We start from the raw sequence: 22,892 nt of genomic DNA, 5'->3' as shown, positions 1-22,892 counted from the left end.
TGGTATTTTAACGTTTCGGCCGTCGAGAGGGCCGGAGACGCGCGCTTCGGCCGGCAGGGACGGTCGTGGCCGATTATGTTCGGGGGCGACTACAGGCCGACGTTGGCCGCCAGCGGCCACGCCTCGCTCGCGAGCACGAGGAACCCGAGGGCGGCGCCGAGGAGGGCGACGTTCTTCAGGAAGTTGTTGAACTCGCCCTGCCGCTGCTCCTCGGGCGCGTTCCAGAAGTCGTGCATCGTCGGCGTGGCCGCGACGAGGAAGACGGCGACGGCACCCGCCGCGATGGTGGGGTAGACGCCGAGAGCGATGCCCAGCCCACCGGCGATCAGCATACCACCGGACACGGGGACGCCGAGCGACGCCATCGGGATGCCCTTCGCCTGCGCGTAGCCGATCATCCCCTCCGCGTCGAGGAAGTGATTCAGCCCCGTGAAGGCGAAGACGGCGCCGAAGAGGACGCGCGCGAGCAGAAAGGCGAGGCCCGCGCCGGCGGTGTCGAAGGCCATCAGACCCCCTCCTCGGCGGCGTGGGTCGGAAGCGATACGTCGGCGGTGATCGGTTCGATCATCGTATTCTCGTAGCCCTCCACCACACATATACGTTATCTGACATTGGTGTTACCGGGTGGCGTCGATGTCACCGGGGCGGACCCTACCACGGTAACATTTCGATACCTGATTCGGAACGGAACCTCTAACCGTTCCGGCGTCGTGGGGAGGATATGGCGATACGGACGGAAAACGAGGACGACGAGACCTGTTACGTCATCGACTCGCTCGAACAGATCGGCTCCCAGTGGCGGCTGGCCGTCCTGCACGACCTGCAAGAGGGTGAAAAGCGGTTCAACGAGCTCAAGCGCTCGACGGGGGCGAGTTCGCGGACGCTCTCTCGGGTCGTCGACGACCTGGGGGAGATGGGCTTCGTCGACCGACGCCTCGAGGAGGACGCCCCGGTGGCGACGTACTACTCCCTGACGGAGAAAGGGGAGTCGCTCTGTCCGGTGTTCGACGCCATCGGCGACTGGGCGAAAGAGTGGATTGCCGAGGAATCGACGGCCTAATCGCCGCGATTGACCCACAGGAGCATCGGTCCGGCCAGAACGAGCAGCAGGCCGAGGAGGGCGACGAGGGTCCAGACGCCACCCATCGACCCGCCGGCGCTGGCCGTGGCCTCCCCCGTCGTCCGTGCGGTCGACGGATCGCTCAACAGGAGCAGCGCCTTGTCCTGTGGCATCACTCCCGGATACGTCCGATCCGGCGAGACGGAGAAGAAGCGAATCAGATGTGGCTTCGTGGTCGCCGGCACCGACATCGACCGCCCGTACCACCCGACGATGACGGCGATGATCCCGAGGAGCGTCAGATCGAGCGGGGAGGTACTGTCACTATTTATGAGGCGGGTTTTCATACGCGCGGTACGGTCCGGAGTAACATATACTCCCGGCCGAGCGAACGCGATGCGACATACTTAGCCGGCCGCGGTCCGTTCACCCCCCATGACCCACCTCCTCGTCCGCGCGGCCCGTGGCGAACGGACCGAGCGGCCGCCGGTCTGGCTGATGCGACAGGCCGGGCGCCACATCCCCGAGTACCGCGAGATTCGCGCCGACTACACGTTCCGCGAGGCCATCGAGACGCCCGAAGTGGCCGAGCGCATCACCCTCCTCCCGTGGGACCTGTACGAACCGGACGGCCTCGTCATGTTCTCGGACATCCTCACGGTGCTCGAACCCCTCGGCTTCGACTACCACATCGAGAGCGGCGTCGGTCCCGTCGTCGAGAACCCCGTCGACGGCCCCGCGGACGCCGACCGACCCCGCGGCGACGTGGCGACCGACCTCGATTTCGTCGGCGCCCTCCTCGACCGACTCGTCGAGCGCGTCGGCTCGGAGACGGCCATCATCGGCTTCGCCGGCGGCCCGTTCACCCTCGCCTCCTACGCCGTCGCCGGTGGGTCCTCCCGCAACCACGGCCCCGTCCGTCGCTTCCGTGCCCGTCACCCCGAGGCGTTCCGCACCCTCCTCTCGGCCTTCGCCGACGTGGTACGCGAGTATCTGGAGTATCAGGCCGCCCACGGCGCCGACGTGGTGCAACTGTTCGACACCTACGCCGGCGTGCTCTCGCCCGCCGACTACCGCGAGTTCGTCCTCCCGCTCCACCGCGAAATCCTCGCCGACCTCTCGGTGCCGTCCATCGTCTTCGTGCGCAACATGGGCGGCCGCCTCGACAGCCTGCAGGCGACGGGCGCGGACGTGGTGAGCCTCGACTGGACCGTCGACATGGCCGCGGCGCGGGCCGAACTCGGCGACCAGCCCGTGCAGGGCAACCTCGACCCGCAGTATCTCTTCGGGTCGCCCGAGTTCGTCCGGGAAGAGACGAAACAGGTCGTCGACGCTGCCGGACCCCGGGGCCACATTCTCAACCTCGGCCACGGCGTCAACCGCGACACGCCGGTCGAGTCGGTGAAGGCGTTCGTGGAGACGGCGAAGTCGATCAGCCGGTAGCCTCGGCGCGGCCGGCGTCGGCGTCCACGCCGTCGTCTGCGAAGCGCTCGGCCAGCCGTTTCGCCTCCCGCACCCGCGCCGGGACGCCCATCCGCCCGGCGTAGTTCGAGGCGAGCGTGACCCCGTCGGGGAGGTCCACGTCCTCCATCGCCGTCCACGACCCGTCGTAGGCGGGGATGCCCCGCGGGTGGCGCGTGACGCTCAGTACGTCGGCCTCGGCACCCATCACTGCCTCGAACTCCTCGCGGGCGATGCGGCCGAGTTCCCGCTCCGGCCGGTCGACCAGCCCCGGATTCTCCATGCCGCCGAGGAAGCAGGTGTAGACGCCGTCGCGGTCGAACAGGCTCGCGTTCCACGTCACGCCGAGCGTCCGGAGCGGTTCGTCGTGGCGCACCTGGTAGCCGTAGCCGTCGGGGTCGGCCGCGGAGTAGAGGTGGACGTACGCGAGCGGGTTGTAGTAGAGCCGACGGAGCGCGCGGGCGCTCCCTCTGTCGACGTCGGCCAGCAAGCCGGCCGCCACGTCGGCGCGCGCGGTGACGACGACGTGGTCGACGCGGTGGCTCCCGTCCCCGGTCTCCAGTCGGTACCCCGTCCCCTCGGGGACGATCCGGTCCACCGCCGTCTCCAGTGCCACCCGGTCGGCGTTGTGCTCGTAGAGCGCGCGCGGGAGTTGGGCCATGCCGTCGTCGAAGGAGACGGGAGGCTGGCGCTCCTTCCCTTCCAGTCGGCGGTTGACCGCCGCCCGGAGCAGGCTGCCCGAGCGTTCCATCTTCTTCACCGTCCGCAGGGCGTACTTCCCCGGCATCTCCGCGGGGTCCGAGCCGTAGATGCCGCCGAACAGCGGTTCGACGAGGTTCTGATACGCCTCGGGACCGAACTTCCGAACAAAGTAGTCGGCGGCCGTCTCGTCGTCGCGGGCACCCTCGGTCAGCGGCTCCACGAGCATCCGCACCTTCCCCCGGACGGAGAGCAGGTCGGTCGACAGGAACTCGCGGGGTGAGAACGGGACCCGACGGAGCCGGCCGTCGACGTAGACGTACAGCGGGAGGTCGGTGTCGGCGGTCCGGAGGTCGCTCCGGAGCCCGCAGTCGTCGACCAGCGCCTCGATTTCGGGAGTCAGCCGCGTGCGCTGGGGACCGTGTTCGAGGACGCGCCCGTCGACGCGCGCCGATTCGATGACGCCGCCGGGATCGGACGCCGCCTCGAAGGCCACCGAGTCGACGCCGCGCTCCCCGAGGTAGTGGGCGAGCGCGAGGCCGGTGATGCCGGCGCCGACGATGCCGACCGTCATTCGTCGTGGTGGGCGGCGTTCAGACACATCGTCCCCGGCACGTCCCGACATTTGCACTGCTGGAGGCCGGCGTAGGAGGGGTCGTAGCCCGCGACGAACGGCTCCACGAGGTCCGCGAGCGCGCCGACGAACCGCTCGTCGTCGTACGGGATGGGGACACGGTAGAAGTCCAGCCCCTCCGCCTCGGCCTCCTCCCGGAGCTCCACGTCGAGTTCCGAGAGCGTCTCGCTCTGTTCGTGCATGAAGCTGACCGGTTCGACGACGACCCGGTCGGCCTCGACGTTCTCGATGACCTCCTCCACGTCGGGTTCGGTCCACTCCACGTCCCGGTTCTCGTGGTTCTGGTAGCCGAGCGCGTAGTCCGGCGCGTCGAGTGCCGTCGCGACGACGCCACAGAACTCCTCGACGTACTCCTCGTACCGGCTCCCCTCGTCGAGGTAGTACTGGGGCGTCCCGTGGGCGGAGAAGACGAGTTGCGTCCCGTCCCCGAGCGAGAGGTCGTTCTCGTCGAGGAACGCGCGGATGTTGTCGATGCGACACCGGGTGTAGCCGGGGTGTTTGTGCCAGCCGGTCAGGCCGTCGACGGGCACGTCCCACCCCACCTCGTCGAGCGCCGCGTCGAGTTCGTCCAGCGACTGGACGTTGGTCGACGGGCCACAGAGCGGGTAGATGGGGAGGCCGACCAGGTGGTCGACGCCGTCCGCGCGGGCCTGCTCCACGGCGTCGGTGATGAACGGCTCGGTGTACTGCATCCCGTAGTAGGTGTTCACGTCGTAGCCGCGGCGGTCGAGTTCGGCCGCGAGCATCGACGCCTGCGTGGTGGCGTGGTCGTAGAGCGGCGACCCGCCGATGTCCTCGTACTCCTCCATCAGGCCGGGGGCGCGACGCTGGGCCAGTTTGCTCGCGCGTGCCCGTGCCTCCTTCTCCGTCGTCTCCTTCCCCTCGATGTCCATGTTGGCGAAGAAGATGCGTTCCAGGTAGTCGACGACGACGTCACGGTCCGGTTCCGACGGCTCGCCGAAGTTGAGTAACACGATGCCGGTGGTCATACGACTGGCCTAGGGACAGGTCGGTACAAAACCTGTCGGTCGGTGCGGGACGCCGGGCATCGGCTCAAGGATTTACATTACTCGACGAGTCGGTGGAGCGCGCCGGTCGACCCCTCTACGCCCCCGCGCCGGGTCGTCAGAACGTAGAGGCGGCCCTCCGGGTCGCGCCCGAACGCGCGGACGAAGGGGACGGCCGACTCGCCGCGGATCGGCACGGTCGACATCGGCCACAGCCCCTCGTCGGTCGGCTCGGCCACGAACAGCCGACCGTCAGCCCGCCAGTCCGCGAAGACGTACCGCCCGTCGAACTCCGCGAGGGGTCCGTCGTAGCGGTAGCCGCCGACGACGGCGATGCCCGTCGCCGTCGGGTCGTCTTCGACCCCGGGATGCGGATACTCGATCACCGGGTCGCGGAGCTGCTGGCCCGCGAGCGTGTGGCTCGGACAGCCCGCCGGCTCCTCGCTCGGCGCCGCGGGGTCGAAACAGCTCGTCCCCTCGTGGACGTTCCACCCGTAGTTCTCGCCCGCCTCGACGCGGCTCACCTCCTCGTAGCGCGCCTGTCCCACGTCGGCGACGAGGAGGGCGACGCCGTCGTCGGCAGCCGACCGACTGCCCGAGGAACGTCGTTCCTCGCTGTCGACCGAGAAGCGCCACGGGTTGCGAAACCCCCACGCCCACTGCTCGTCCAGTCCGTCCGCCCCCACGAGGGGGTTGTCGTCGGGGACGGCGTAGCCCTCGGCCGGTGAGACGTCGAGCCGAAGGATGCTCCCCAGCAGGTTCTCGGTGAGGTCCTGCCCGTTGCCGCCGCGGATGCGTTCGTACCAGTCCTCGGCGTGCCCGCGCCCCACGTCGCCGGCGCCGCCGCCGTCGCCGACGCCGACGAACAGGTGGCCGTCGGGGCCGAACGCGAGCGAGCCGGCGTTGTGGTTGGGCTGGGGCTGCGGGATTTCGAGGACGATCCGTTCGTCCGCCGACGCGCGCTCGGCGGTCGGGTCGACGGTGAACTCGCTGAGGACGAACGTATGCGAGTACCCCGACGGCGTCGACGAGCGGGTGGGCGCGCTGTAGCGGACGAACAGCCGGCCGTTTGACGCGAAGTCGGGGTGGGGGGCGAGGCCGAGCAGCCCCCGTTCGTCGGGGCCGGATCGAAGGTCGACGACGCGGTCGGTGAGGTCGAGAAACGGTTCGTCCGGACGGTCGGTCGCGTAGACGGAGCCGGGCTGGTCGGCGACGAATCCGCGGTCGACCCTCGGCGGGAACGCCACGTCGGTCGGGGCGGTGAAACCGTCGGCGACGGCGACGGTGCCGATCCCAGGTCTGTCGGGGGTGGCCGTCGGCGTCCCCGTATCCGTCCCCGTCGGGGCAGGCACCTCGCCGTCGCCGTCCGCCCCCCCACAGCCCGCGAGGCCCGCGAGGAGGGCGCCACCCGCCCACCGGAGGAACCCCCGGCGTCCGTCGGTGCCGCTCGTCCGCGGCCGGCGCGTCGCGTGTCGTTCGCCCGTGCGTGTCACGATCTGGTGTACGGGAAGCGACGGGTAGAGCGTTTGGGTCGAACGCACGGGCGAACGACCGCGGTAAGCACTCCTTTCTCGGGGTTTTAGTCCCCCAAAGACCGGTATTTTGACAGTTTCGGGAGCGCAGTCACGGCGGGTTCAAACGAGGCTGGAGGGGCAGTATGGTCCCGATACCTATGGGTGATGACGGCGAACGGGAAGCTATGCGCTCCGGACCGCGATCCGATCGAGGGGGGAACCGAGGGGTCGACACCGACGCGAGTCCGACGATTGCCTCGACGAGCGAGGCCATCGAGCGCCAGTTGACGGCGGCGCTCGACGCCGCGGAGTCGTCACAGACGCAGTTTCACCTCCGACAGGCTCTCCAACTCGTCAAGGCGCTCGACGAGTGAGGGTCGCTACGCGGGCGAGCGATCGGCGACGCCCCCGAGTCGGGTCGAACGCGAGTTAGTAATCGTTATACGCCGGGTGGACTAGATCCGACGTATGCAACGACGCGCTGCGGCCATCTACGTCGCGTTCTTCATCGTGCTCGGCGCGGCGTCGTACTCGGTCATCGCCACGGCCACCGCGCCGACGGTCGAGTTCGACAACCCCGATCACAGGCTCTCCCAAGGCGATCAGTTCTCGGTCGACGACCGACAGTACACCGTCTCGACGATTTCGGCCGAAACCTCCGGCGGCGGCGGCGGCCACGGCGGTGGCGGCGCGAGCGTCACCCGCTCGGGCGAACTCAGTTGGACCAACGACACGGCTCGCTACACGCAGACGTGGGAACACAACGCCACGGTCACGTATCAAAACGAGACCTACCGCGTCCTCGTCGAGGACGCCGACGACCCGGCGTCGTTCCGGCTGATCGAGGAGATAAACCGCACGGCCATCCTGCAGGAGGATGCGGCCGTCGAGGACGAGACGGTCACGGTGAACGGCACGGAGTACGTCGTCCGGCAGGACGGTGACGGCCGGACGCTGACGCCCGCGAGCGAGTACTTCCCGACGCCGGCCTCGACGAACTACGCCGAGGGCGACAGCCTCCAGTTCCAGGGCAACACGACCACCGTCGCCGACGTGACGGGCGAGGGCGCGACGCTCGCGTGGACCGCCCCGCAGACCAACACCGTCAGCGTGGGTAACGAAGCGAACGTCACGGTGAACGGCCAGCAGTACTTCGCGTACTTCCCCGACAACAGCACGCTCGTCCTCGAGAGCGACTACGGGGTCTATCAGCAACAGACGAACGAAATCGACACGTACCACGATCACGTCAACGGCCTCTGGGGCGTCTCCATCGTCAGCTTCTCGGCAGCCATCATGCTGCTCGGCATGGCGTACATGCCGTCGCGGTACTGAGAACTCGCCACGCGGTCCGGCGAGTCCACGACGGCACCGAGCCGTCCACGGCTTCTCCGGGCACCCCACACCTCCGGAACGGTTTTTCCGTCACCCTACGTATCCCCAGAGATGAGAGTCTGGGTCGATCCGAAGGAGACGGCTGCGGGTGCGTGGGGGGCCACCGACAACGACGACGACGACCCCCCAGCCACGTCGCCCGCCGTGCCGGTCTTCGAGCGGGCGCTCTCGACCCGGTATCCCGTCCAGTACACGGACGGCGCGTACCTGACGCCAATGGCGACCGATCCGAACGAACGGACCGGCGGCGACGGCTACGCCCGCATCCAGTTCAACTGCGCCGTCGACCGCGCGGGGACGATCAAACTGACCGCCCGGGGCTACCGGTGGGGTGGCGACGAGCCGGATATGCGGTTCAAATCGCTGTTCTCGCGGGAGGCCGAGCCGACCGAGACGGTGCCGTTCGAGACGTACGAGCGGTGGCTCCGCTTCCAGCACGGTACAGTGACGGGTTTCGAGGACGGCGACGCCTACATCCACTTCGAGCCGACGGACGGGGCCGTCGAGGACGGTCGCGAGCGACGCGAGTGGACGGCGCTTCGCTGGGCCGTCCGGCTCAGGCTCGCCGAACTCGAACTGATCAGAAACGCACCGTTCGCCCGCTATCGGCTCCGGGAGCGCGACGAGTGGGACGCGGTTTGTGGCACCCTCCGCTGGAAGCCCACGGCGTTCGGCGACGCGGCGGGAGATTAGCCGCCGCGGACGGGGATCTTCGCCAGGTCGACGCGGCGCTCGACCGTCTCGACCGAGCCGTCGGCGTAGACGAGAGCGACGACGTCGACGGCGCGTGGCGTCGACCCGGCGGGAATCGACCACTCGCCGGTGATGGTTCGGGTCTCGCCGGGGGCGAGGCGGTCGGTGCTCGTCCGCCCGCTCACGGTCCGCCCGTCGTCGAGGTGGACCGAGAGGAGTTGGAACTCGTAGTCGGTGTCGCCGGCGTTGTGCACCTCGACGGTGAGCGAGAGGGGCCAGCGGTCGCCGCCGGTCTCGCGGAGGACGGCCGAAGCGAGCGTCTCGGAGCGCTCCGTCTCCGGGAGGAGGTCGTCGCCGACGCCGACGGCCGAGGTGGGAGTTTCGGTGGCGGTCGACCCGGAACCGGCGTCGTCGCCACCTCCGCCGCCGAACTGCTGATCGAGCAAGCCGAGGAAGGTGATCGCCTCGATGAGGATGGGGATGCCGATGCCGAACCCGACCAGGAGGCGAATCAGCGTCCGTTTCGAGATGCCGCCGGGGGTGTCGCCGTCGCTGTCGGCGGGCGTATCGGCCGTGTTCGTGGGGTCGTTGGGTGCGTCAGTCACGAATAGGAGGAGAGCGGTTAGACGGGGATCGGCGGGCTACCCGGAGCGAACAGGCCGTCGGCGACCATCGCCGACAGCGGCAGACCGTAGGCGAGGACGATCAGCACGATGGCGACCGCCGTCCAGAGCTTCAGGTTGTCGAGGATCTTCGGGCTGTGTTCGGGGCCGGAGAGCGGCGCCGGAATCCGGCCGTTGACCCGCAGGGAGTCGTTCCCGCTGCCGCCGAACCACGTCCCGAAGATGACGATCAGGAAGAGCACGAGCCCCAGGAAGAGGATCGTACCGCCGATGGCGATCTGGAGGCGCATCTCGCTCACGCCACCGACGACGCCCTGGAACGTCACGGCGTCGTACTGTGGTTCGGCGGTTCGGCGCGGGATGCCCGCGAGGCCGGCGCGGTGCATCGCGTTCGACATCAGCGTCATGCCGATGAACCAGACGTAAGGCTGGACCGTCGCGAGCGACCGGAAGCGCAGGCGGTTGCCGGTGATCTGCGGAAACAGCCAGTAGCCGGCGGCCATGAAGGTAAGCGTCGACGCGGTGCCGACGGTGAGGTGGAAGTGACCCGGCACCCACAGCGTGTTGTGGATGAGGTAGTTGATGTTCATGCCCGCGTTGATCATGCCGGAGAAGCCGCCGGCGGCGAACATGAGGCCGGCGAGTGCACAGCCGGCGAAGGCCGGTTCGTCCCACGGGAGTTTCCGAAGCCAGCCGAGTCGTCCCTCACCGCCCCGCTGTCTGGCGCCGTGTTCCATACTGGCGACGACGGTGAAGGCGGTGAGCAGACTGGGCAGGAGGAGGAACATCGTGTTCGTCATCGCGATGAACTTGAAGCCCTCGGGGATGCCAGGGTCGACGTACTGGTGGTGGAAGCCGACCGGCGTCGAGAGCAGGAGGAAGAGGACGAACACGACGCGGGCGAGTGGGTCGCTGAACAGCCGGCCGCCGGAGAACTTCGGCAGGACGGTGTACCAGATGAAGTAGGCCGGCATGAGCCAGAAGTAGACGACCGGGTGACCGAAGTACCAGAACAGCGTTCGGGTGAGCAGCGGGTCGACGCTCTCGATCAGGCCGAGCGACCACGGCAGGAGGAAAAAGAGCACCTCCACCGCGACGCCGGCCGACGAGATGTACCACATCAGCATCGTCACCAGTACCATGAACGTCTGGAGCGGGATGCGTTCGCCGGGGTTGTCGCCGCGCCACTGCCAGTACGCGCGGAACCAGTCGAGACCGGCGAGCCACGTCCCGACGATGAACAGCGCGAGGCCGGCGTAGAAGGCCGGGTGCGCCTGCATGGGCGCGTAGAACGTGTAGAGCACGTCGGCGTTGAACGGGATGGAGGGGACCAGCCCGCCGAGAATCGTGACGGCGGCCGCGAGGGCGCCCACGAGCATCAGGGCGAACCACGTCAGCGTGAAGCGTGGGTTCGGGAGCGGCCGGTCGAGGCTCCGAGTGACGCCCCAGGTGAAGAGTCCACACAGCGCGAAGATGGTGAACACCAGCGCGAGCAGGACGCCGTGGCCCGTAAGTACCGTGTAGTAGTCGGCCGAACTCACGAAGCCACGGAAGACGCCGGTGCGGTGGAGCGCCTGGATCATCCCGAAGAGGCCGCCGATGCCGAGCGCGAGGAAGGCGACCCCCATGTTCCAGCGAACGATGCGTGCGTCGGTCGGAAAGTCGTCGACGTATGCCATCTTAGCTACCTCCTTCGTACTCGTCCTCGGGGACGACCACGAGCTGTCCAGCCATGGTGTGATGGCCGGCGCCGCAGTACTCGTGACAGACGATACCGTACTGTGCCGGCTCGTCGAACCGGACGGTCACCTCCGTGACCTGTCCGGGGATTACCATGGTGTTGACGTTGGTGCCCGCGAGCTCGAACCCGTGAACCACGTCAGGGCTGGTGACGTAGAACGTCACCTCGGAGTTGGCCGGCACGCGGATTGGCTCGGCGGTGCCGGGCTGGAAGAGGAACTGTCGGGCGACCACGTGCACCTCGTACTGATCCTCGCCCACCTGCGTCACGCCGGGGTCGCCGAACTCGGTGTCGCCGAGCGATCCGGCGTCGATAGTGCCGCCGGAGTCGTCGACCATCTTCACGCCCGGGCCGAGCGCACCGTAGGTCACCGTCGCGATGAGTCCGACGATCAACAGCAGTGCAGCGGCCGTCCAAAGCTTCTCGTATCGGTGAATTTCCATGCGTGATACCTCCTATCCGATCACCGTCGGTCCGCCGCCGAGGAACTCGACGAAGTACATGAACACCCACAGCAGGCTGATGAGACCGACGTAGATGACGATGAGCGTCGCGGTGCCGTACGGATCGAAGTCGTCGTGGCCGAGTTCGCGGACGACCCCCGACTCGAAGACCGACTGCGAGGAGGTCCGGTCGGCCACGGAGCGGACGGCCTCCGCCGTCCCGCCGCCGGTCGTGAAGTCGTCGTAGTTGAGGAACACCCACGCGGTGACCCCGAGGACGACGGCGAGCGCCACCGCGACGGCGCCGCCGACCAGCTGGAAGGCGAGGGTGAGCGCGGGCGAACTGCCGGCGCCGGCACCCTCACCGCCACCGTCGCCGCCGGCAGCCCCGTCGCCGCCACCGCCGCTATCACCGCCGCCACCGCCACCGCCGCTGCCGCCGACGACGACGGCGCCTTTCATCCCGAGCGCGAGGTGTGGCTGGCAGTAGTACTTGTAAATCCCTTCGGTCTCGAAGGTGTGTTCGTGGCTGAAACCGGTGTTCTCGATGGCTTCGACACCGCCCCACCCCGCGCCGGACGGCTGTTCCTCGATCAGGATGTTGTGGGTGTCGGACACCCACTCGAAGGTGATCGTCGTCCCGGGGTCGACGCGCACGGCGGCCGGCCCGAAGGCGTACGGCCCACCGTTGCCCTCGGAGCCGACTTCGACCGTCACCGAGTCCTGACCGGTCCGGTCGACGGTGCCGTCGAAGTTCCCCGTCTCGCCGCCGGTGCCGCTCCCGAACCAGCCGCCGTAGTCGACGCCGCCCTGTGCGGCGGCGGTGCCGGCCACACTCGCCCCGGCGATACCGGCGGCGACGGTCCCCGCGGCCGTCCGGAGCGCCGCCCGGCGGGTGAGCGTTCGCGGCCCACCGTCGGGGTTCCGTTTCATCGTCGTCGCCTCCCGACGTGGCGTCCGTACCACGTCCCGACGAACCGTTCACTACCGTCGTCTACCACCATACGTGCCACCTCACAACCTCGTCCGTATAATACGGGCCGGCGATTTTCGGTTTGCTGGAATGGCGGCGCCAGTTATTAGGACGACTCCCCGAGAGTATCGATATGGTTTCAGTCCAGCAGGTACCGATCGTCGCGTTGCTCGCACTGCTTCCGGTCGCAGCGTACGCGTTCTCGATCAGTACCCTCGTCGCCGTCGCGCTGGTCAACGTCGTCCTCATCGCGGCGAGCGTCTACGTCATGTTCCTGCCGAGCGAGGCGACGGTCAGGGCCACGTCCGCGTAGGCCATGCTGCCACTCGCCGGCGCGTCGAGCGTGTTGCCCGCCGTGCAGGGGGACGTTGGACTGCTCGTCTTCCTCGCCATCGGCGTCCTCGGCGGCGCGCACTGTCTGGGTATGTGTGGGCCGCTGGTGACGCTGTACGCCGACCGGATGGGGAGCGACGCGAAGCGCGTCCGCCCCGTCGACGTCCGCCAGCACCTCCTGTTCAACGCCGGTCGGACGGCCAGTTACGCCCTCATCGGCGGGGTGATGGGAGCACTCGGGGCCGTCCTCTTCGACGCCGCCGCCGTCGCCGCCGTCGCGACCGACGTGCGCGCCGTCACCGGCATTCTGGTCGGCGGGTTCATCGTGTTCACTGGCGTCGGCTACGTCGCCAGGGGATCGGTCGGTCACGGCGCCTCGATACCGGTCGTCGGTGACGCGTTCGCCCGGGTCTACGGCACTGTCACGAGCCGCGTCGACCGCTGGGTCGGTGGCCCGCGGATCGTCGCGCTCGGCGCGCTCCACGGGGTCCTGCCCTGTCCCCTGCTCTACCCCGCCTTCCTCTACGCCTTCGCCGTCGGCTCGCCGGCCCGCGGGGCGCTGTCGCTCGCCGTCCTCGGCCTCGGCACCGTGCCGACGCTTCTGGCCTACGGTACCGTCTTCCAGTCGCTCGGTGCGGGAACGCGCGTGGGGCTCCACCGGATTCTCGGCGTCGCCTTCGTCGCCCTCGGTTACTTGCCGCTGGCGCACGGGCTGATGCTCCTCGGGATCCACCTTCCCCACCCGCCGATTCCCGTCTACCAACCCCTCGGCTGATGCCCTGTACGCTCTGTGACCTGCCGACACCCGACCCGCCCGTGAGCGACGCGGACGTGGATGGGAGCTTCTGCTGTCGGGGCTGTCTGGAAGTGGCGCGGGCACTCGACGGGATGGACGCCGACGCCGCCGACGTGGACGGGCCGGCGGGCGTGCGGGCGGCGCTGGACGGGGACGATGCCGCCGCCGATGCACCCGACCCGGACGGGACCGAAACCGCCTTCGTCGCCGTCGACGGGATGCACTGTGCGACCTGCGAGGCGTTTCTGGAGACGCGCGCGACGGACGCCGCGGGCGTCGTCGGCGCCGAGGCGTCGTACCCGTCCAACCTGGTCCGCCTCGTCTACGATCCGGGCCGCCTCGACGAGGACGACCTGCCGGCGATTCTGGACGGCGCGGGCTACCGCGCCCGCCCGGTCGACGCCGAGGGCGAGGACGACACCACCGAGACGGTCGGCCGCCTCGTCATCGGCGGCTTCTTCGCCATGATGACGATGGCGTGGTACGTCCTCTTTCTCTACCCCACCTACCTCGGCCTCGACGTGAGCCTGCTGGACGTGGACGGGCTCGCGGGGCAGTATCTCCTCTGGAACGCCTGGCTGATGACGAGCGTCGTCTTCGGCTACACCGGCTACCCCATCCTCCGCGGGGCGTACGTCAGCCTCCGAGCGGGCCAGCCGAACATGGACCTGCTGGTCGCGCTGGCGGCCGGCACCGCCTACGTCTACTCGACGGCGACGCTACTGCTCGGCGGCACGGAGGTGTACTTCGACATCACGACGGTGGTCGTCCTCGTCGTGACCCTCGGGGGCTACTACGAGACGCGCCTGAAGGAGCGCGCGGCTGGACGACTGACCGAACTCACCGAGAGCCGGGTGGCGGAGGCCCGCCGGCGGACGAGCGGGGGCGAGGAGACGGTGGCCGTCGAGGACGTGACGGCGGGCGACGAACTCGTCGTCGGCGCGGGAGAGCGACTGCCCGTCGACGGCACGGTGATCGAGGGGACCGCCGCCGTCGACGAGTCGCTCGTCACCGGCGAGTCCGTGCCCGTCCGCCGGGACGTCGGCGACGAGGTGATCGGCGGCGGCCTCGTCACGGAGGGCGGGGTGGTGATCGAAGCCGACGAGGCGGCGACGAGCACGCTCGACCGCCTCGTCACCCACCTCTGGAACGTCCGGAGTTCGCGCTCGGGCGTCCAGCGCCTCGCCGACCGCATCGCGGCGGTGTTCGTCCCCGTCGTCGTCCTGCTGGCGCTCGCGGCGTTCGTGACCCACCTCGCACTCGGCGCGGCACCGACGGCCGCCTTCCTGACCGGGCTGACCGTCCTCGTCGTCTCCTGTCCGTGCGCGCTGGGGCTGGCGACGCCGCTCGCCGTCGCCGCGGGCGTCCGCGAGGCGCTCGATTCGGGCGTCGTCGTCACCGACGGCGACGTGTTCGAGCGCGCGACGGCGGCCGACATCGTCGCCTTCGACAAGACGGGGACGCTCACCACGGGCGAGATGCGCCTCGTCGACGCCGTGGGCGAGGGCACCGACGAGACCGGCGGACACGACGCCATCGCCCGCGCCGCCGCCGTCGAACGGTTCGCCGATCACCCGATGGGGCGGGCGGTGACCGAGGCGGTCGACGCGGGCGAGGCGTCTCCGACGCCTCGGGATGCCGGTGGAGCCGGCATCACCGTCGACGACTTCGAACGCCACCCCGGCCGGGGCGTCAGTGGCGTGGTGTCGGAGACACCACGGGAAGCCGGCGATGCCGGCGATGGCGACCGAGTGACCGTCGGCCGCGCCGACCTGTTCGACGGCTGTGCGATCCCGGACCGCTACCGCGAGCGCTACGACCGCGCCGTCGACGCCGGCCGCGTCGCCGCCTACGTCGGGTGGAGCGGCCGCGTCCGGGGCGTCCTCGTCGCGGGCGACGAACCCCGGCCGGAGTGGGAGTCGGTCGTCTCGGCCGTCGCGGAGGACGTGGGGCGCGTAGTGGTCATCACCGGCGATGGGGAGTCGGCGGCCGCCCGCTTCCGCGAGCATCCCGACGTGGACGACGTGTTCGCGGGCGTCCCCCCCGAGGCGAAGGCCGAGGTGATCGACCGCCTCCGGACGGAGGGGACGACGGTGATGGTGGGCGACGGGAGCAACGACGCGCCGGCGCTCGCGACCGCCGATCTGGGTATCTCGCTGGAGAGCGGCACCCGCCTCGCCGCCGACGCCGCCGACGCCGTGATCACGACCGACGACCTGACGACCGTGCCCGCGGTGTTCGATCTGACCGCGGCGACGAAACGGCGCCTCCGGGGGAACCTCGCGTGGGCGTTCCTGTACAACGCCCTCGCGGTGCCGGCGGCCGCGCTGGGCGTCCTCAACCCCCTCGTCGCCGCCGTCGCGATGGCGGCGAGTAGCCTGCTGGTGGTCGGGAACTCGGCGCGGGGGCTGGGGACCGATAGCGAGGCAGAGCGGCGAACCGGGGGTGTCGACACCGGTGCCGACCCCGTTCCGTCGCCGGCGGACTAATCCGCCCCGGCGTGACTCAAACGCGCGCTTGCGCCATCGAACCGCCTTTTGAGGAGGGGACCGACGACGTTGATATGGTCCCCTCCGTCTCCACCCACCACGCCCGGTCCGCCGCCGCCCGCACCGGGTCCGCCGTCCGTGCGGCCGCTTTCTGGACCGCCGTTGCCCTCCCGTTCGTCGCCGTCGTCCTCCTCGCCCTCGGCGTTCCCCTCACCTGGATCGGCCTCCTGCTCCTCGGTAACGCCGCGGCGTTCGTCGTCGGGCACGACTACCGCACGCGGCCGAACCACGAGGGGTGATACTGCCGGCTGTGATACGGTTTACTGTAAGTCATTACCGGTGGTTCGCCAGACCGTCTCGACGAACCACCGGTGAACAGTTACAGTAAACCGTATGAGTCGATCGAAATAGTCACAGCCGACAGTATAAGGCACCCGGCCGGCAACCTCTCGTCGAATGCGGGTGACGCTACTCGGGACGGGCGATACGACGGGGACGCCGACGGTCGGCTGTGACTGTGACACCTGCGAACGCGCACGCGAACTCGGCGTCGAGCGCTCGCGGTTCGCCGTCCACGTCGAGAACGAGCGGACCGGCGAGTCGCTGTTGATCGATCTGAGCCCCGACTTCCGGCACCAGTTTCTCACACAGGACGTGGCGCTCCCGGACGCCGCCGTGGTGACACACATCCACTTCGACCACCTCGACGGCCTCGGCAACGCCTACCGCGTGTTCGACGACCTGCCCGTCCACGCGACGGGCGAGGTGGACCCCGTGACCGGAGAGAGCGTCGCCGACACGATTCGCCGGAAGTACGACTACCTCGACCGGGTGACCGTCCACGACCACGATCCGATGGCGCCGTTCCGGACCTGCGGGCTCGACGTGCGCTTCGTCCCCGTCGATCACCCTCCCTTGCTCTGTTACGGCGTCGTCGTCGAGGACCCCGAGACGGGCGCGAAATGTTCGCTCACCGGCGATACGAGCTACGGGATTCCCGACGAGTCCCGGGCGGCACTCGCCGACCCCGACCTCCTGCTCGCGGACGCCATCGTCCCCGCGTCCTCGGCCCGACACCACCCGCTCGGCGGCAAACACCACGACGCCGACGGCGTCCCGCGGACGTTCGGGACGAAACACATGACCCGCGAGGGGGCGCTCGACCTCGCGGACGAACTCGGCGCCGACCGGACACGGCTGGTCCACGTCGCTCACTTCTATCCGGCCGACGAGGCGTTCGCGGAGCCGCTGGCCGTCGACGGCGAGCAGTACGATCTGTAGATTAATGGCCCTCGCTCGCCCACACCCACTATGACCGTCGTCTCGACGCTCGGCCGCGGCGCCGCCAGCGGCCTCGCGGGTGTGCTCGTCTGGATCGCCGCCTCGCTGCTCCTCGTCGGCACGCCCGACCCACGGCGGGCGGCCGTCGCGGGGGTCGCCCTCGCCGTCGCCGTCGTCGCCGTCACCGCCGCCGCCCGCCTCATCTGAACCGATCCAGCCCCGCCTGTCGGCGCGTCACGCCCGCGGGGTCCGCGACCCACGGCGTCCGGGCGTCGCGCAGGGCCTCGCGGTCGACCGCCGGGGGGTCGGCGGCCTCGAACGCCGGACACGACGCGCCGCAGTCGTGTCCCGGATCGACCACCCGGTCGAACGCGGTGCAGTAGGGGCGGCCGTCGTCGGTCGGGCACATCGACACACAGCCCGGATACTCGTGGGGGCGCCACCCCTTGCCGTAGGCGCGTTCGGCGATGGCGCGGCGCTTGCGCGCCTTCGCCTCGGGGTCGACGACGGCCACGTCCGTCCGGAGCGAACCCTCAGTGAGGGGTTCGACGCCCGGTTCCGTCGGGTCGAGCGGCGTCGGTTCGCGGACGACGGTGAGACCGCCACCGACGGCTTCGCCGTCACCGGCCTGTGGCCGGTTGCCCGAGGAACGCAGTTCCTCGCCGTCTCCACGAGGCGTCTCCGACGCCTCGCTGAACCGCCACACGCCCACGTCGTCGGGGATGCGGTTCAGGTGCGCGCCGGTGACGTAGCTCTCGGTGGCGAGGACGACGGCGTCGAAGAGCCCGAGCGAGGTGTCGCGGCGCAACTGCCGCTGGAGGTCACCCGGCCGCCCGAGGTCCGGCTTGTTCTCGATACCGACCAGCCCGCCGATCCAGTCGGGATACCGGGTCGTCGCGCGGACGTGGCGGCGGCTCCCTTGGCGTTCGGCCTCGAAAAAGCCCACCTCGACGGCGCGGTCGGCGAGGCGCCGGGCGCGGGCGGGTGCACAGTCGAAGGCCGAGACGGGGTCGACGGCTCGGCCCGGTCCCACGCACTCGACGGCGCGGGGCGGGATGGTCTCGCTCGTGATCGCGGCCCGGCGGTCGAACTCGGGGCCGGGAACGACGGCACAGACGTCGACGACGCGGGCGCCGGGGTCGGCCACCGAGGCGCCGAGCTGTCGGCCCAACACCCACTCGCGGGTCCGTTCGAGATGCGCACACAGCGCGAGTTCGAAGGCGTACTCCGGCCGGTCGGCGGTCATGCGGGCGCCCCGCGTCGAGAACTCACCGGTCGGACGCGATCAGTCGTCGACGACGACTTCGACGGGGTCGTCGGCGTCGTCGTCCTCGTCGAGGCCGTCGGCCCCGCCGCGCTCCTGCCAGAGCAGGACGCCGGCGACGAGGACGACGAGCCACGACCGCCAGTTCGCCAGGTTCAGCGTGTAGCCGATGCCGAAGGGCTTCTCGACGACCATGCCCTCGCCGGGCTTCCAGTGGGCGGAGATCAGGCGCCCCAGACTCGGGCGTTCGAAGTTGTACGGGATACCGAGAATCGATCCGGACTGCGGCTTGTCTGCCATAGGGGAGGCGTACGGTTTCCCGGGATAAATCGTTTCGGCTCGACGGCGAGTGGGATCGAGAACGGCGGCCCGAACAGCCACACGCACGATACGCCGAGTTTAAACCCCTCACCCGTCTATCGCGTCCATGTTCGAGGACCGCCCGGACCGCGACGAGGTCGTCCTCGTCGGCCGGTCGAACGTGGGCAAGTCGACGCTGATGCGGGAGTTGACCGGCCACTCGGTGTCGACGGGTCGAAAGCCGGGCGTGACCCGCCAGCCCAACCACTTCGACTGGGCCTCCGAGTCGTTCATGTTCACCGACCTCCCCGGCTTCGGCTTCATGTCCGGCGTCCCCGAGGAGCAACGCGAGCAGATCAAGACCGACGTGGTGCAGTACGTCGAGCGCAACGCCGACGATATCCTCGCGGGCGTCCTCGTCGTCGACGGCAAGAGCGTCGTCGACATCATCGACCGCCACAGCGGCGAGGGCGAGGTGCCCCACGACGTGGAGCTGTTTCACTTCCTGCAGGAGCTAGATATCCCGACGGTCGTCGCGGTCAACAAGATGGACAAGGTCGACGACCGGGACGAGCGACTGGACGACCTCTGTGATCGGCTGGGCATCCTCCCGCCGTGGCAGCAGTGGCAGGACACCATCGCACCAATCACCGCCAAACGTGGCGACATCGACGCGCTCACCGACGCGCTGAGGACGCATTTCCACGAGCAGAAGCGGGACGACCTGCTGAAGTTTCTCTAAACGACTCTGTTGGTCAGCGACTCGCCCGCGTCGAACCGGCGCAGGTTCTCGCGGACGATGGTCGCCACGCGCTCGTAGTACTCGTCGTTGAAGCCGGCGGCGTGGGGCGTGACGATCACCTCCTCGCAGTCCCAGAGCGTCGAGTCGTCGGGGAGAGGTTCGGTTTCGAACACGTCGAGACCGGCGCCCGCGAGTTCGCCGGCGTCGAGGGCGTCGACGAGGGCGGCCTGATCGACGACCGGGCCGCGCGCGACGTTGATCAGGTAGGCGTCGTCGCGCATGGCCGCGAACTCCGCGGTGCTCATCATGCCCTCGGTGTCGTCGGTCAGCGGCACCGCGAGCGCGACGAACCGGGCGTTTCCGATCGCTTCGTGGAGCCGTTCGGGCGGGTACACCCGGTCGACGCCGTCGACGGGGAGCGGGGTTCGCTTGACGCCGGTCACGTCCATCCCGAGGGCGGCGGCACGGGTGGCGATGCCCTGCCCCAGCGTCCCGAGGCCGACGACGCAGGCCGACTCCCGGCGGAGGGGGAAGGCGTCGTCCCAGTCGGGTTGCCGCCACTCGCCGCGTTCCTGGTGCGATCGGTGGACGTGCAGGCGGCGGGCGAAGGCGAGCATCAGCCCCACGCCCGTCTCGCCCACCACGTCGCCGTGGATACCCGTGCTGTTGGTGAGGGCGATACCGCGCTCCTGCAGGGCGTCGAAGGGGAAGCGATCCACGCCGGCCTGGATCGAGTGAATCCAGTCGAGGCCAGCCTCCAGAAATCGGTCCTCGTAGGTGAAGGTGACGAGCGCGTCACACGGCGACAGGTCGTCGCCGTCGCCCACGACCCGGACGTCGGGCGCGGCATCGGCGAGAGCGTCTCGAAAGACCGACGCGGGAAACACGGCGGTCACCGAGTCGTGGACCCCGATGGTCGCAATGTCGGACATGGCGTCGGCTTCAGAGGCGGGGAGCAAAAGCCTACCTGCGAACGCGGGCGTGCGGGCTCGACGACGTGGCACAGACGAACGGTGGCTCGGGAAAGGCCCTCGTCACAAGGGGCTCGGAGGGGGTAACCTTCGTCACGGCCACCGGCGGCGGTTGGTCGGCCGGCCTCAAGAACCCCGCGTCTCGGCGGCGCGGCGGTCAGTCCCCCGCCGTGGGCGTCGCCTCCGCGTCCGCCACGTCCCGCGGATACGATTCGACGCCCGCGTACCGGACGAGTTCAGCGCCCAGCCGTTCGACCCGCTCCCGGAGGTCCGGGTCGGTCAACTCGCCGTCCGCGAACTGGGCGTGTGAATCGGGGACCGCGGCCTGGTGTGGGAGCACCCACGCGTCGAGCGCCCGGGCGACGATCCGCAGGTGATCCAGCGCGGCCGTCGGGAACGCGCCCCCCGAGACGGCCAACAAGCCGACGGTCGTTCCCTCGAACTCGTCGAAGCCGCAGTAGTCGAGCGCCGTCTTCAGCGGCGACGCGACGGAGCCGTGGTACATCGGCGTCGCGAGGAGGACGGCGTCGGCCGCCCGCACCCGCCGCCGGAGGGCCTCGGCGTCGCCCGCGTCGGGGCGGTCGGGGTCGAACAGCGGCAGGTCGAGCGTCGAGAGGTCGACGTGATCCGTCTCCGCGCCCGCGCGGCGCGCCCGCTCCAGTGCGACGTCGACGGCCGTCGCCGTGTGACTGCCGTCGCGTTGACTTCCGGTGATCGCCACGATAGTCGGTTCGGTTATCATTTGCTATCTACTCGAAACACAGGTGCGAAAGCCAGTTAAGCGATTCGTGGATTCGATTCCAGTAAGAAATTCGAGAAGTTTATCCGTCGGCGAGTGTCACCGAGAGGTCCGCGTCGACGAGCGCGACGACCGGGTCGCCGTCCGGCAGCTCGGCGGTGACCGCCACCGTCGGTGGGTCCACCTCGCGGACGACGACGGGGTCGGCGTCGACGACGAATCCCAGTTCCCACAGCGGCGTCTCGCGGGTGTCGAGGCCGCGTTCGTGGAGCCGACCCGTCACTCGCGGTCGTTGCAGGAGAACGACGCCGACGGGGACGAAACTGTAGAAGCTACAGCGCCGGCAGTCGAGCGAGACGACGGCCGGATGGTCGCGCGCGAAGTACTCGTCGTAACGGTCGAGGTCCTCCAGGACGCCGATACAGAGGCCGGTCGACCCGGCGCCCTCGGCGATTTCGCGGTCGACCCGGCCGGCACAGAACGGACAGACGCCGTCGAGCGCGCAGCCCCAGATCAGCCGCGTCCGGCGGTCGAACGCCGCCGCCACCTCGCGGGGCGTCCGGTCGGCGACGCCGCCGGGGTCGAACGGCCACTCCAGCACCCGCTCGTCGCAGTCCGGGCAGCCGACGCGGCCGATGTAGTCCGCGTCGTAGGTGAAGGTGAGCGCGGCGCCGCAGTCGGGGCAGGGCGCCTCGAGTTCGACCGGGCCGACTGTCCCTCTCTGGTGGAAGACGCCGCTCTGAATCGCGTCGAGCACCCGGTGGCCCGGATACTGGAGTTCGTAGCCGTCGGCCGTCTCGCCGACGAAGTGGCCGACGAGTTCGTCGAGGTGGTAGGTGAACGTCCCCGAGTCGCGCTCGCCGACCGCCTTGCGTAGCTCCGCGAATGAGAGCGAAAAGTCCGGCGCGTCCCACAGCGCCAGCAGGATTTCGAGTCGAAGGTCGTTGCTCAGCGTCATGAACGCGTCCTCGGGGTCGGTCGGGGAGTCGACGCCGCCTTCGGCCATACGCGTCGACTCGGCGTCGAGGCTGATAAACGTCGGTACGGGACGGTGCGCGTGGCGGCCGTCGCCCGCGACGGTGCCGGGGAAGCGGGGTTCAGCCCCCTTGACCCCAGTTAAGCGCCGTTAAATCCGGGTTAAATCCGGTTCAAACCGATGAAATCCGGGTTGACCGGGATCGGGGTTCAAGACCCCCGAGCGACACGCACCGAGCGCAACGATGACCCGAACGAAACTCGTCGCGGTCGTGTTCGCGGCGCTCGTGGTGACCGTCGGTACGGTCGCCGCGGCGCCCGGGAACGCGCCCGTGGACGTCGGTGCGGACGACCAGTACGACGACCACGCCGAGCAGGCCGAGGAGAACGCCGACGAACACGCCGACGACGCGCACGACGCGACCGAGGGTCAGCCCGCGGACGCGCCCGCTGACGACGCGGACGAGAACGCGGACGACGCCGAGGACAACGCGGACGACGGCGCTAACGACGCGGCTGCCGGCGACGAGGGGGCGGCGAACGCCGACGCCTCGAACGCCGACCGCCGCGGCCCGCCCGCGGACCTGCCCGCGCAGGTGCCCGATCACGTCAGTCAGATCCACGACCTGATCGGGTCGTTCCTGAGCGGTGACCTCGACGGCTCGCTCGGCGACGCAGTGAGCGACGCGACGCCGGACGACGCGAACGAGAACGCGGACGGGAACGCCGCGTAACGCAACCCCCGATCACGGCGCCGAC

The 22,892-nt window shown here is 69.5% G+C and carries 27 protein-coding genes; 13 read left to right on the top strand and 14 right to left on the bottom strand.

From position 1 onward, the window contains the following. Positions 1–89: 89 nt before the first annotated feature. On the bottom strand, positions 90–506 hold the full coding sequence (locus tag DU484_RS03810; protein WP_114584869.1) for a DoxX family protein: 417 nt from the start codon (positions 504–506) through the stop codon (positions 90–92). A gap of 215 nt (positions 507–721) precedes the next feature. Between DU484_RS03810 and DU484_RS03805 the strand changes: the two genes are divergently transcribed. Then, complete coding sequence (locus tag DU484_RS03805; RefSeq protein WP_114584868.1) at positions 722–1,060, top strand: winged helix-turn-helix transcriptional regulator; 339 nt, start codon at positions 722–724, stop codon at positions 1,058–1,060. On the opposite strand, the gene DU484_RS03800 is transcribed toward DU484_RS03805, so the two are convergent. Beyond that, positions 1,057–1,407 carry a hypothetical protein gene (locus DU484_RS03800; RefSeq protein ID WP_114584867.1) on the bottom strand — a complete coding sequence of 117 codons (351 nt, stop codon included), beginning with the start codon at positions 1,405–1,407 and terminating at the stop codon, positions 1,057–1,059. The genes DU484_RS03805 and DU484_RS03800 overlap by 4 nt on opposite strands. An 88-nt stretch (positions 1,408–1,495) precedes the next feature. Here DU484_RS03800 and hemE point away from each other — a divergent pair, with 88 nt between their 5' ends. Further along, positions 1,496–2,503, top strand: a complete 1,008-nt coding sequence (gene hemE / locus DU484_RS03795) for a uroporphyrinogen decarboxylase (RefSeq protein ID WP_114605153.1) — start codon at positions 1,496–1,498, stop codon at positions 2,501–2,503. Here the strand turns inward: hemE and hemG are convergent. From hemG to DU484_RS03780, 3 genes are all read right to left on the bottom strand, one after another. Beyond that, entirely contained in the window at positions 2,493–3,794 is a 1,302-nt protein-coding gene (hemG, locus tag DU484_RS03790) for a protoporphyrinogen oxidase (protein ID WP_114605152.1), read from the bottom strand. The two genes, hemE and hemG, sit on opposite strands and share 11 nt — an antisense overlap. Continuing rightward, entirely contained in the window at positions 3,791–4,843 is a 1,053-nt protein-coding gene (hemH, locus tag DU484_RS03785; protein WP_114605151.1) for a ferrochelatase, read from the bottom strand. The genes hemG and hemH overlap by 4 nt, the downstream gene beginning before the upstream one ends. Before the next feature lie 77 nt (positions 4,844–4,920). After that, positions 4,921–6,354, bottom strand: coding sequence for a PQQ-dependent sugar dehydrogenase (locus DU484_RS03780; protein ID WP_187347759.1), 1,434 nt, complete (start codon positions 6,352–6,354; stop codon positions 4,921–4,923). A gap of 164 nt (positions 6,355–6,518) precedes the next feature. Here DU484_RS03780 and DU484_RS03775 point away from each other — a divergent pair, with 164 nt between their 5' ends. From DU484_RS03775 to DU484_RS03765, 3 genes are all read left to right on the top strand, one after another. Next, on the top strand, positions 6,519–6,749 hold the full coding sequence (locus DU484_RS03775; protein ID WP_157969494.1) for a hypothetical protein: 231 nt from the start codon (positions 6,519–6,521) through the stop codon (positions 6,747–6,749). 94 nt (positions 6,750–6,843) lie between these two features. Continuing rightward, complete coding sequence (locus DU484_RS03770) at positions 6,844–7,710, top strand: hypothetical protein (protein ID WP_114584861.1); 867 nt, start codon at positions 6,844–6,846, stop codon at positions 7,708–7,710. A gap of 111 nt (positions 7,711–7,821) precedes the next feature. Further along, entirely contained in the window at positions 7,822–8,463 is a 642-nt protein-coding gene (locus DU484_RS03765) for a hypothetical protein (RefSeq protein WP_114584860.1), read from the top strand. On the opposite strand, the gene DU484_RS03760 is transcribed toward DU484_RS03765, so the two are convergent. Genes DU484_RS03760 through DU484_RS03745 form a run of 4 tightly spaced genes read right to left on the bottom strand, consistent with a single transcriptional unit; the run spans position 8,460 to position 12,203 of the window. Beyond that, positions 8,460–9,068, bottom strand: a complete 609-nt coding sequence (locus DU484_RS03760) for a hypothetical protein (protein ID WP_114584859.1) — start codon at positions 9,066–9,068, stop codon at positions 8,460–8,462. The genes DU484_RS03765 and DU484_RS03760 overlap by 4 nt on opposite strands. Positions 9,069–9,085: 17 nt before the next feature. After that, positions 9,086–10,765 carry a b(o/a)3-type cytochrome-c oxidase subunit 1 gene (locus tag DU484_RS03755; protein ID WP_114584858.1) on the bottom strand — a complete coding sequence of 560 codons (1,680 nt, stop codon included), beginning with the start codon at positions 10,763–10,765 and terminating at the stop codon, positions 9,086–9,088. A 1-nt stretch (position 10,766) separates the two neighbouring features. After that, positions 10,767–11,270 carry a cytochrome c oxidase subunit II gene (locus tag DU484_RS03750; RefSeq protein WP_114584857.1) on the bottom strand — a complete coding sequence of 168 codons (504 nt, stop codon included), beginning with the start codon at positions 11,268–11,270 and terminating at the stop codon, positions 10,767–10,769. Between the two features lie 12 nt (positions 11,271–11,282). Next, complete coding sequence (locus DU484_RS03745; protein ID WP_114587151.1) at positions 11,283–12,203, bottom strand: halocyanin domain-containing protein; 921 nt, start codon at positions 12,201–12,203, stop codon at positions 11,283–11,285. Between the two features lie 173 nt (positions 12,204–12,376). On the opposite strand from DU484_RS03745, the gene DU484_RS03740 reads away from it, so the two are divergent. The 6 genes from DU484_RS03740 to DU484_RS19385 all read left to right on the top strand — a co-directional run bounded on the left by DU484_RS03740 (position 12,377) and on the right by DU484_RS19385 (position 17,349). After that, positions 12,377–12,556 carry a cytochrome-ba3 oxidase subunit gene (locus DU484_RS03740; RefSeq protein ID WP_114584856.1) on the top strand — a complete coding sequence of 60 codons (180 nt, stop codon included), beginning with the start codon at positions 12,377–12,379 and terminating at the stop codon, positions 12,554–12,556. A 3-nt stretch (positions 12,557–12,559) separates the two neighbouring features. Further along, positions 12,560–13,351, top strand: coding sequence for a sulfite exporter TauE/SafE family protein (locus DU484_RS03735; protein WP_114584855.1), 792 nt, complete (start codon positions 12,560–12,562; stop codon positions 13,349–13,351). Beyond that, positions 13,348–15,861, top strand: a complete 2,514-nt coding sequence (locus tag DU484_RS03730) for a heavy metal translocating P-type ATPase (protein ID WP_114605149.1) — start codon at positions 13,348–13,350, stop codon at positions 15,859–15,861. The genes DU484_RS03735 and DU484_RS03730 overlap by 4 nt, the downstream gene beginning before the upstream one ends. Before the next feature lie 74 nt (positions 15,862–15,935). Beyond that, complete coding sequence (locus tag DU484_RS03725; RefSeq protein WP_114584853.1) at positions 15,936–16,160, top strand: hypothetical protein; 225 nt, start codon at positions 15,936–15,938, stop codon at positions 16,158–16,160. 157 nt (positions 16,161–16,317) lie between these two features. Continuing rightward, entirely contained in the window at positions 16,318–17,142 is an 825-nt protein-coding gene (locus DU484_RS03720) for an MBL fold metallo-hydrolase (RefSeq protein ID WP_114584852.1), read from the top strand. A 30-nt stretch (positions 17,143–17,172) separates the two neighbouring features. Continuing rightward, the gene (locus tag DU484_RS19385; RefSeq protein WP_157969247.1) at positions 17,173–17,349 is read left to right on the top strand and encodes a hypothetical protein; all 177 of its coding nucleotides are present in this window, start codon (positions 17,173–17,175) and stop codon (positions 17,347–17,349) included. On the opposite strand, the gene DU484_RS03715 is transcribed toward DU484_RS19385, so the two are convergent. Then, the gene (locus DU484_RS03715; protein WP_114605148.1) at positions 17,342–18,388 is read right to left on the bottom strand and encodes a DUF5787 family protein; all 1,047 of its coding nucleotides are present in this window, start codon (positions 18,386–18,388) and stop codon (positions 17,342–17,344) included. The two genes, DU484_RS19385 and DU484_RS03715, sit on opposite strands and share 8 nt — an antisense overlap. 39 nt (positions 18,389–18,427) lie before the next feature. Next, entirely contained in the window at positions 18,428–18,706 is a 279-nt protein-coding gene (locus DU484_RS03710; protein ID WP_114605147.1) for a DUF5808 domain-containing protein, read from the bottom strand. A gap of 127 nt (positions 18,707–18,833) precedes the next feature. On the opposite strand from DU484_RS03710, the gene engB reads away from it, so the two are divergent. Then, the gene (gene engB, locus DU484_RS03705) at positions 18,834–19,448 is read left to right on the top strand and encodes a GTP-binding protein EngB (RefSeq protein WP_114584849.1); all 615 of its coding nucleotides are present in this window, start codon (positions 18,834–18,836) and stop codon (positions 19,446–19,448) included. On the opposite strand, the gene ddh is transcribed toward engB, so the two are convergent. The 3 genes from ddh to DU484_RS03690 all read right to left on the bottom strand — a co-directional run bounded on the left by ddh (position 19,445) and on the right by DU484_RS03690 (position 22,164). Continuing rightward, entirely contained in the window at positions 19,445–20,380 is a 936-nt protein-coding gene (gene ddh / locus DU484_RS03700; RefSeq protein ID WP_114605146.1) for a D-2-hydroxyacid dehydrogenase, read from the bottom strand. The two genes, engB and ddh, sit on opposite strands and share 4 nt — an antisense overlap. 196 nt (positions 20,381–20,576) lie before the next feature. Then, entirely contained in the window at positions 20,577–21,161 is a 585-nt protein-coding gene (locus DU484_RS03695; protein ID WP_114584847.1) for an NADPH-dependent FMN reductase, read from the bottom strand. Positions 21,162–21,240: 79 nt separating this feature from the next. Further along, on the bottom strand, positions 21,241–22,164 hold the full coding sequence (locus DU484_RS03690) for a winged helix-turn-helix domain-containing protein (RefSeq protein ID WP_114605145.1): 924 nt from the start codon (positions 22,162–22,164) through the stop codon (positions 21,241–21,243). 214 nt (positions 22,165–22,378) lie between these two features. Between DU484_RS03690 and DU484_RS03685 the strand changes: the two genes are divergently transcribed. Continuing rightward, positions 22,379–22,867 carry a hypothetical protein gene (locus DU484_RS03685; protein WP_114605144.1) on the top strand — a complete coding sequence of 163 codons (489 nt, stop codon included), beginning with the start codon at positions 22,379–22,381 and terminating at the stop codon, positions 22,865–22,867. Positions 22,868–22,892: the final 25 nt, after the last annotated feature.

This window comes from Haloplanus rubicundus, assembly GCF_003342675.1.
Classification (GTDB): Archaea; Halobacteriota; Halobacteria; order Halobacteriales; family Haloferacaceae; genus Haloplanus; species Haloplanus rubicundus.
Note: the sequence above shows the minus strand (reverse complement) of the source record. Positions and strands in the feature narration are given on the sequence as shown.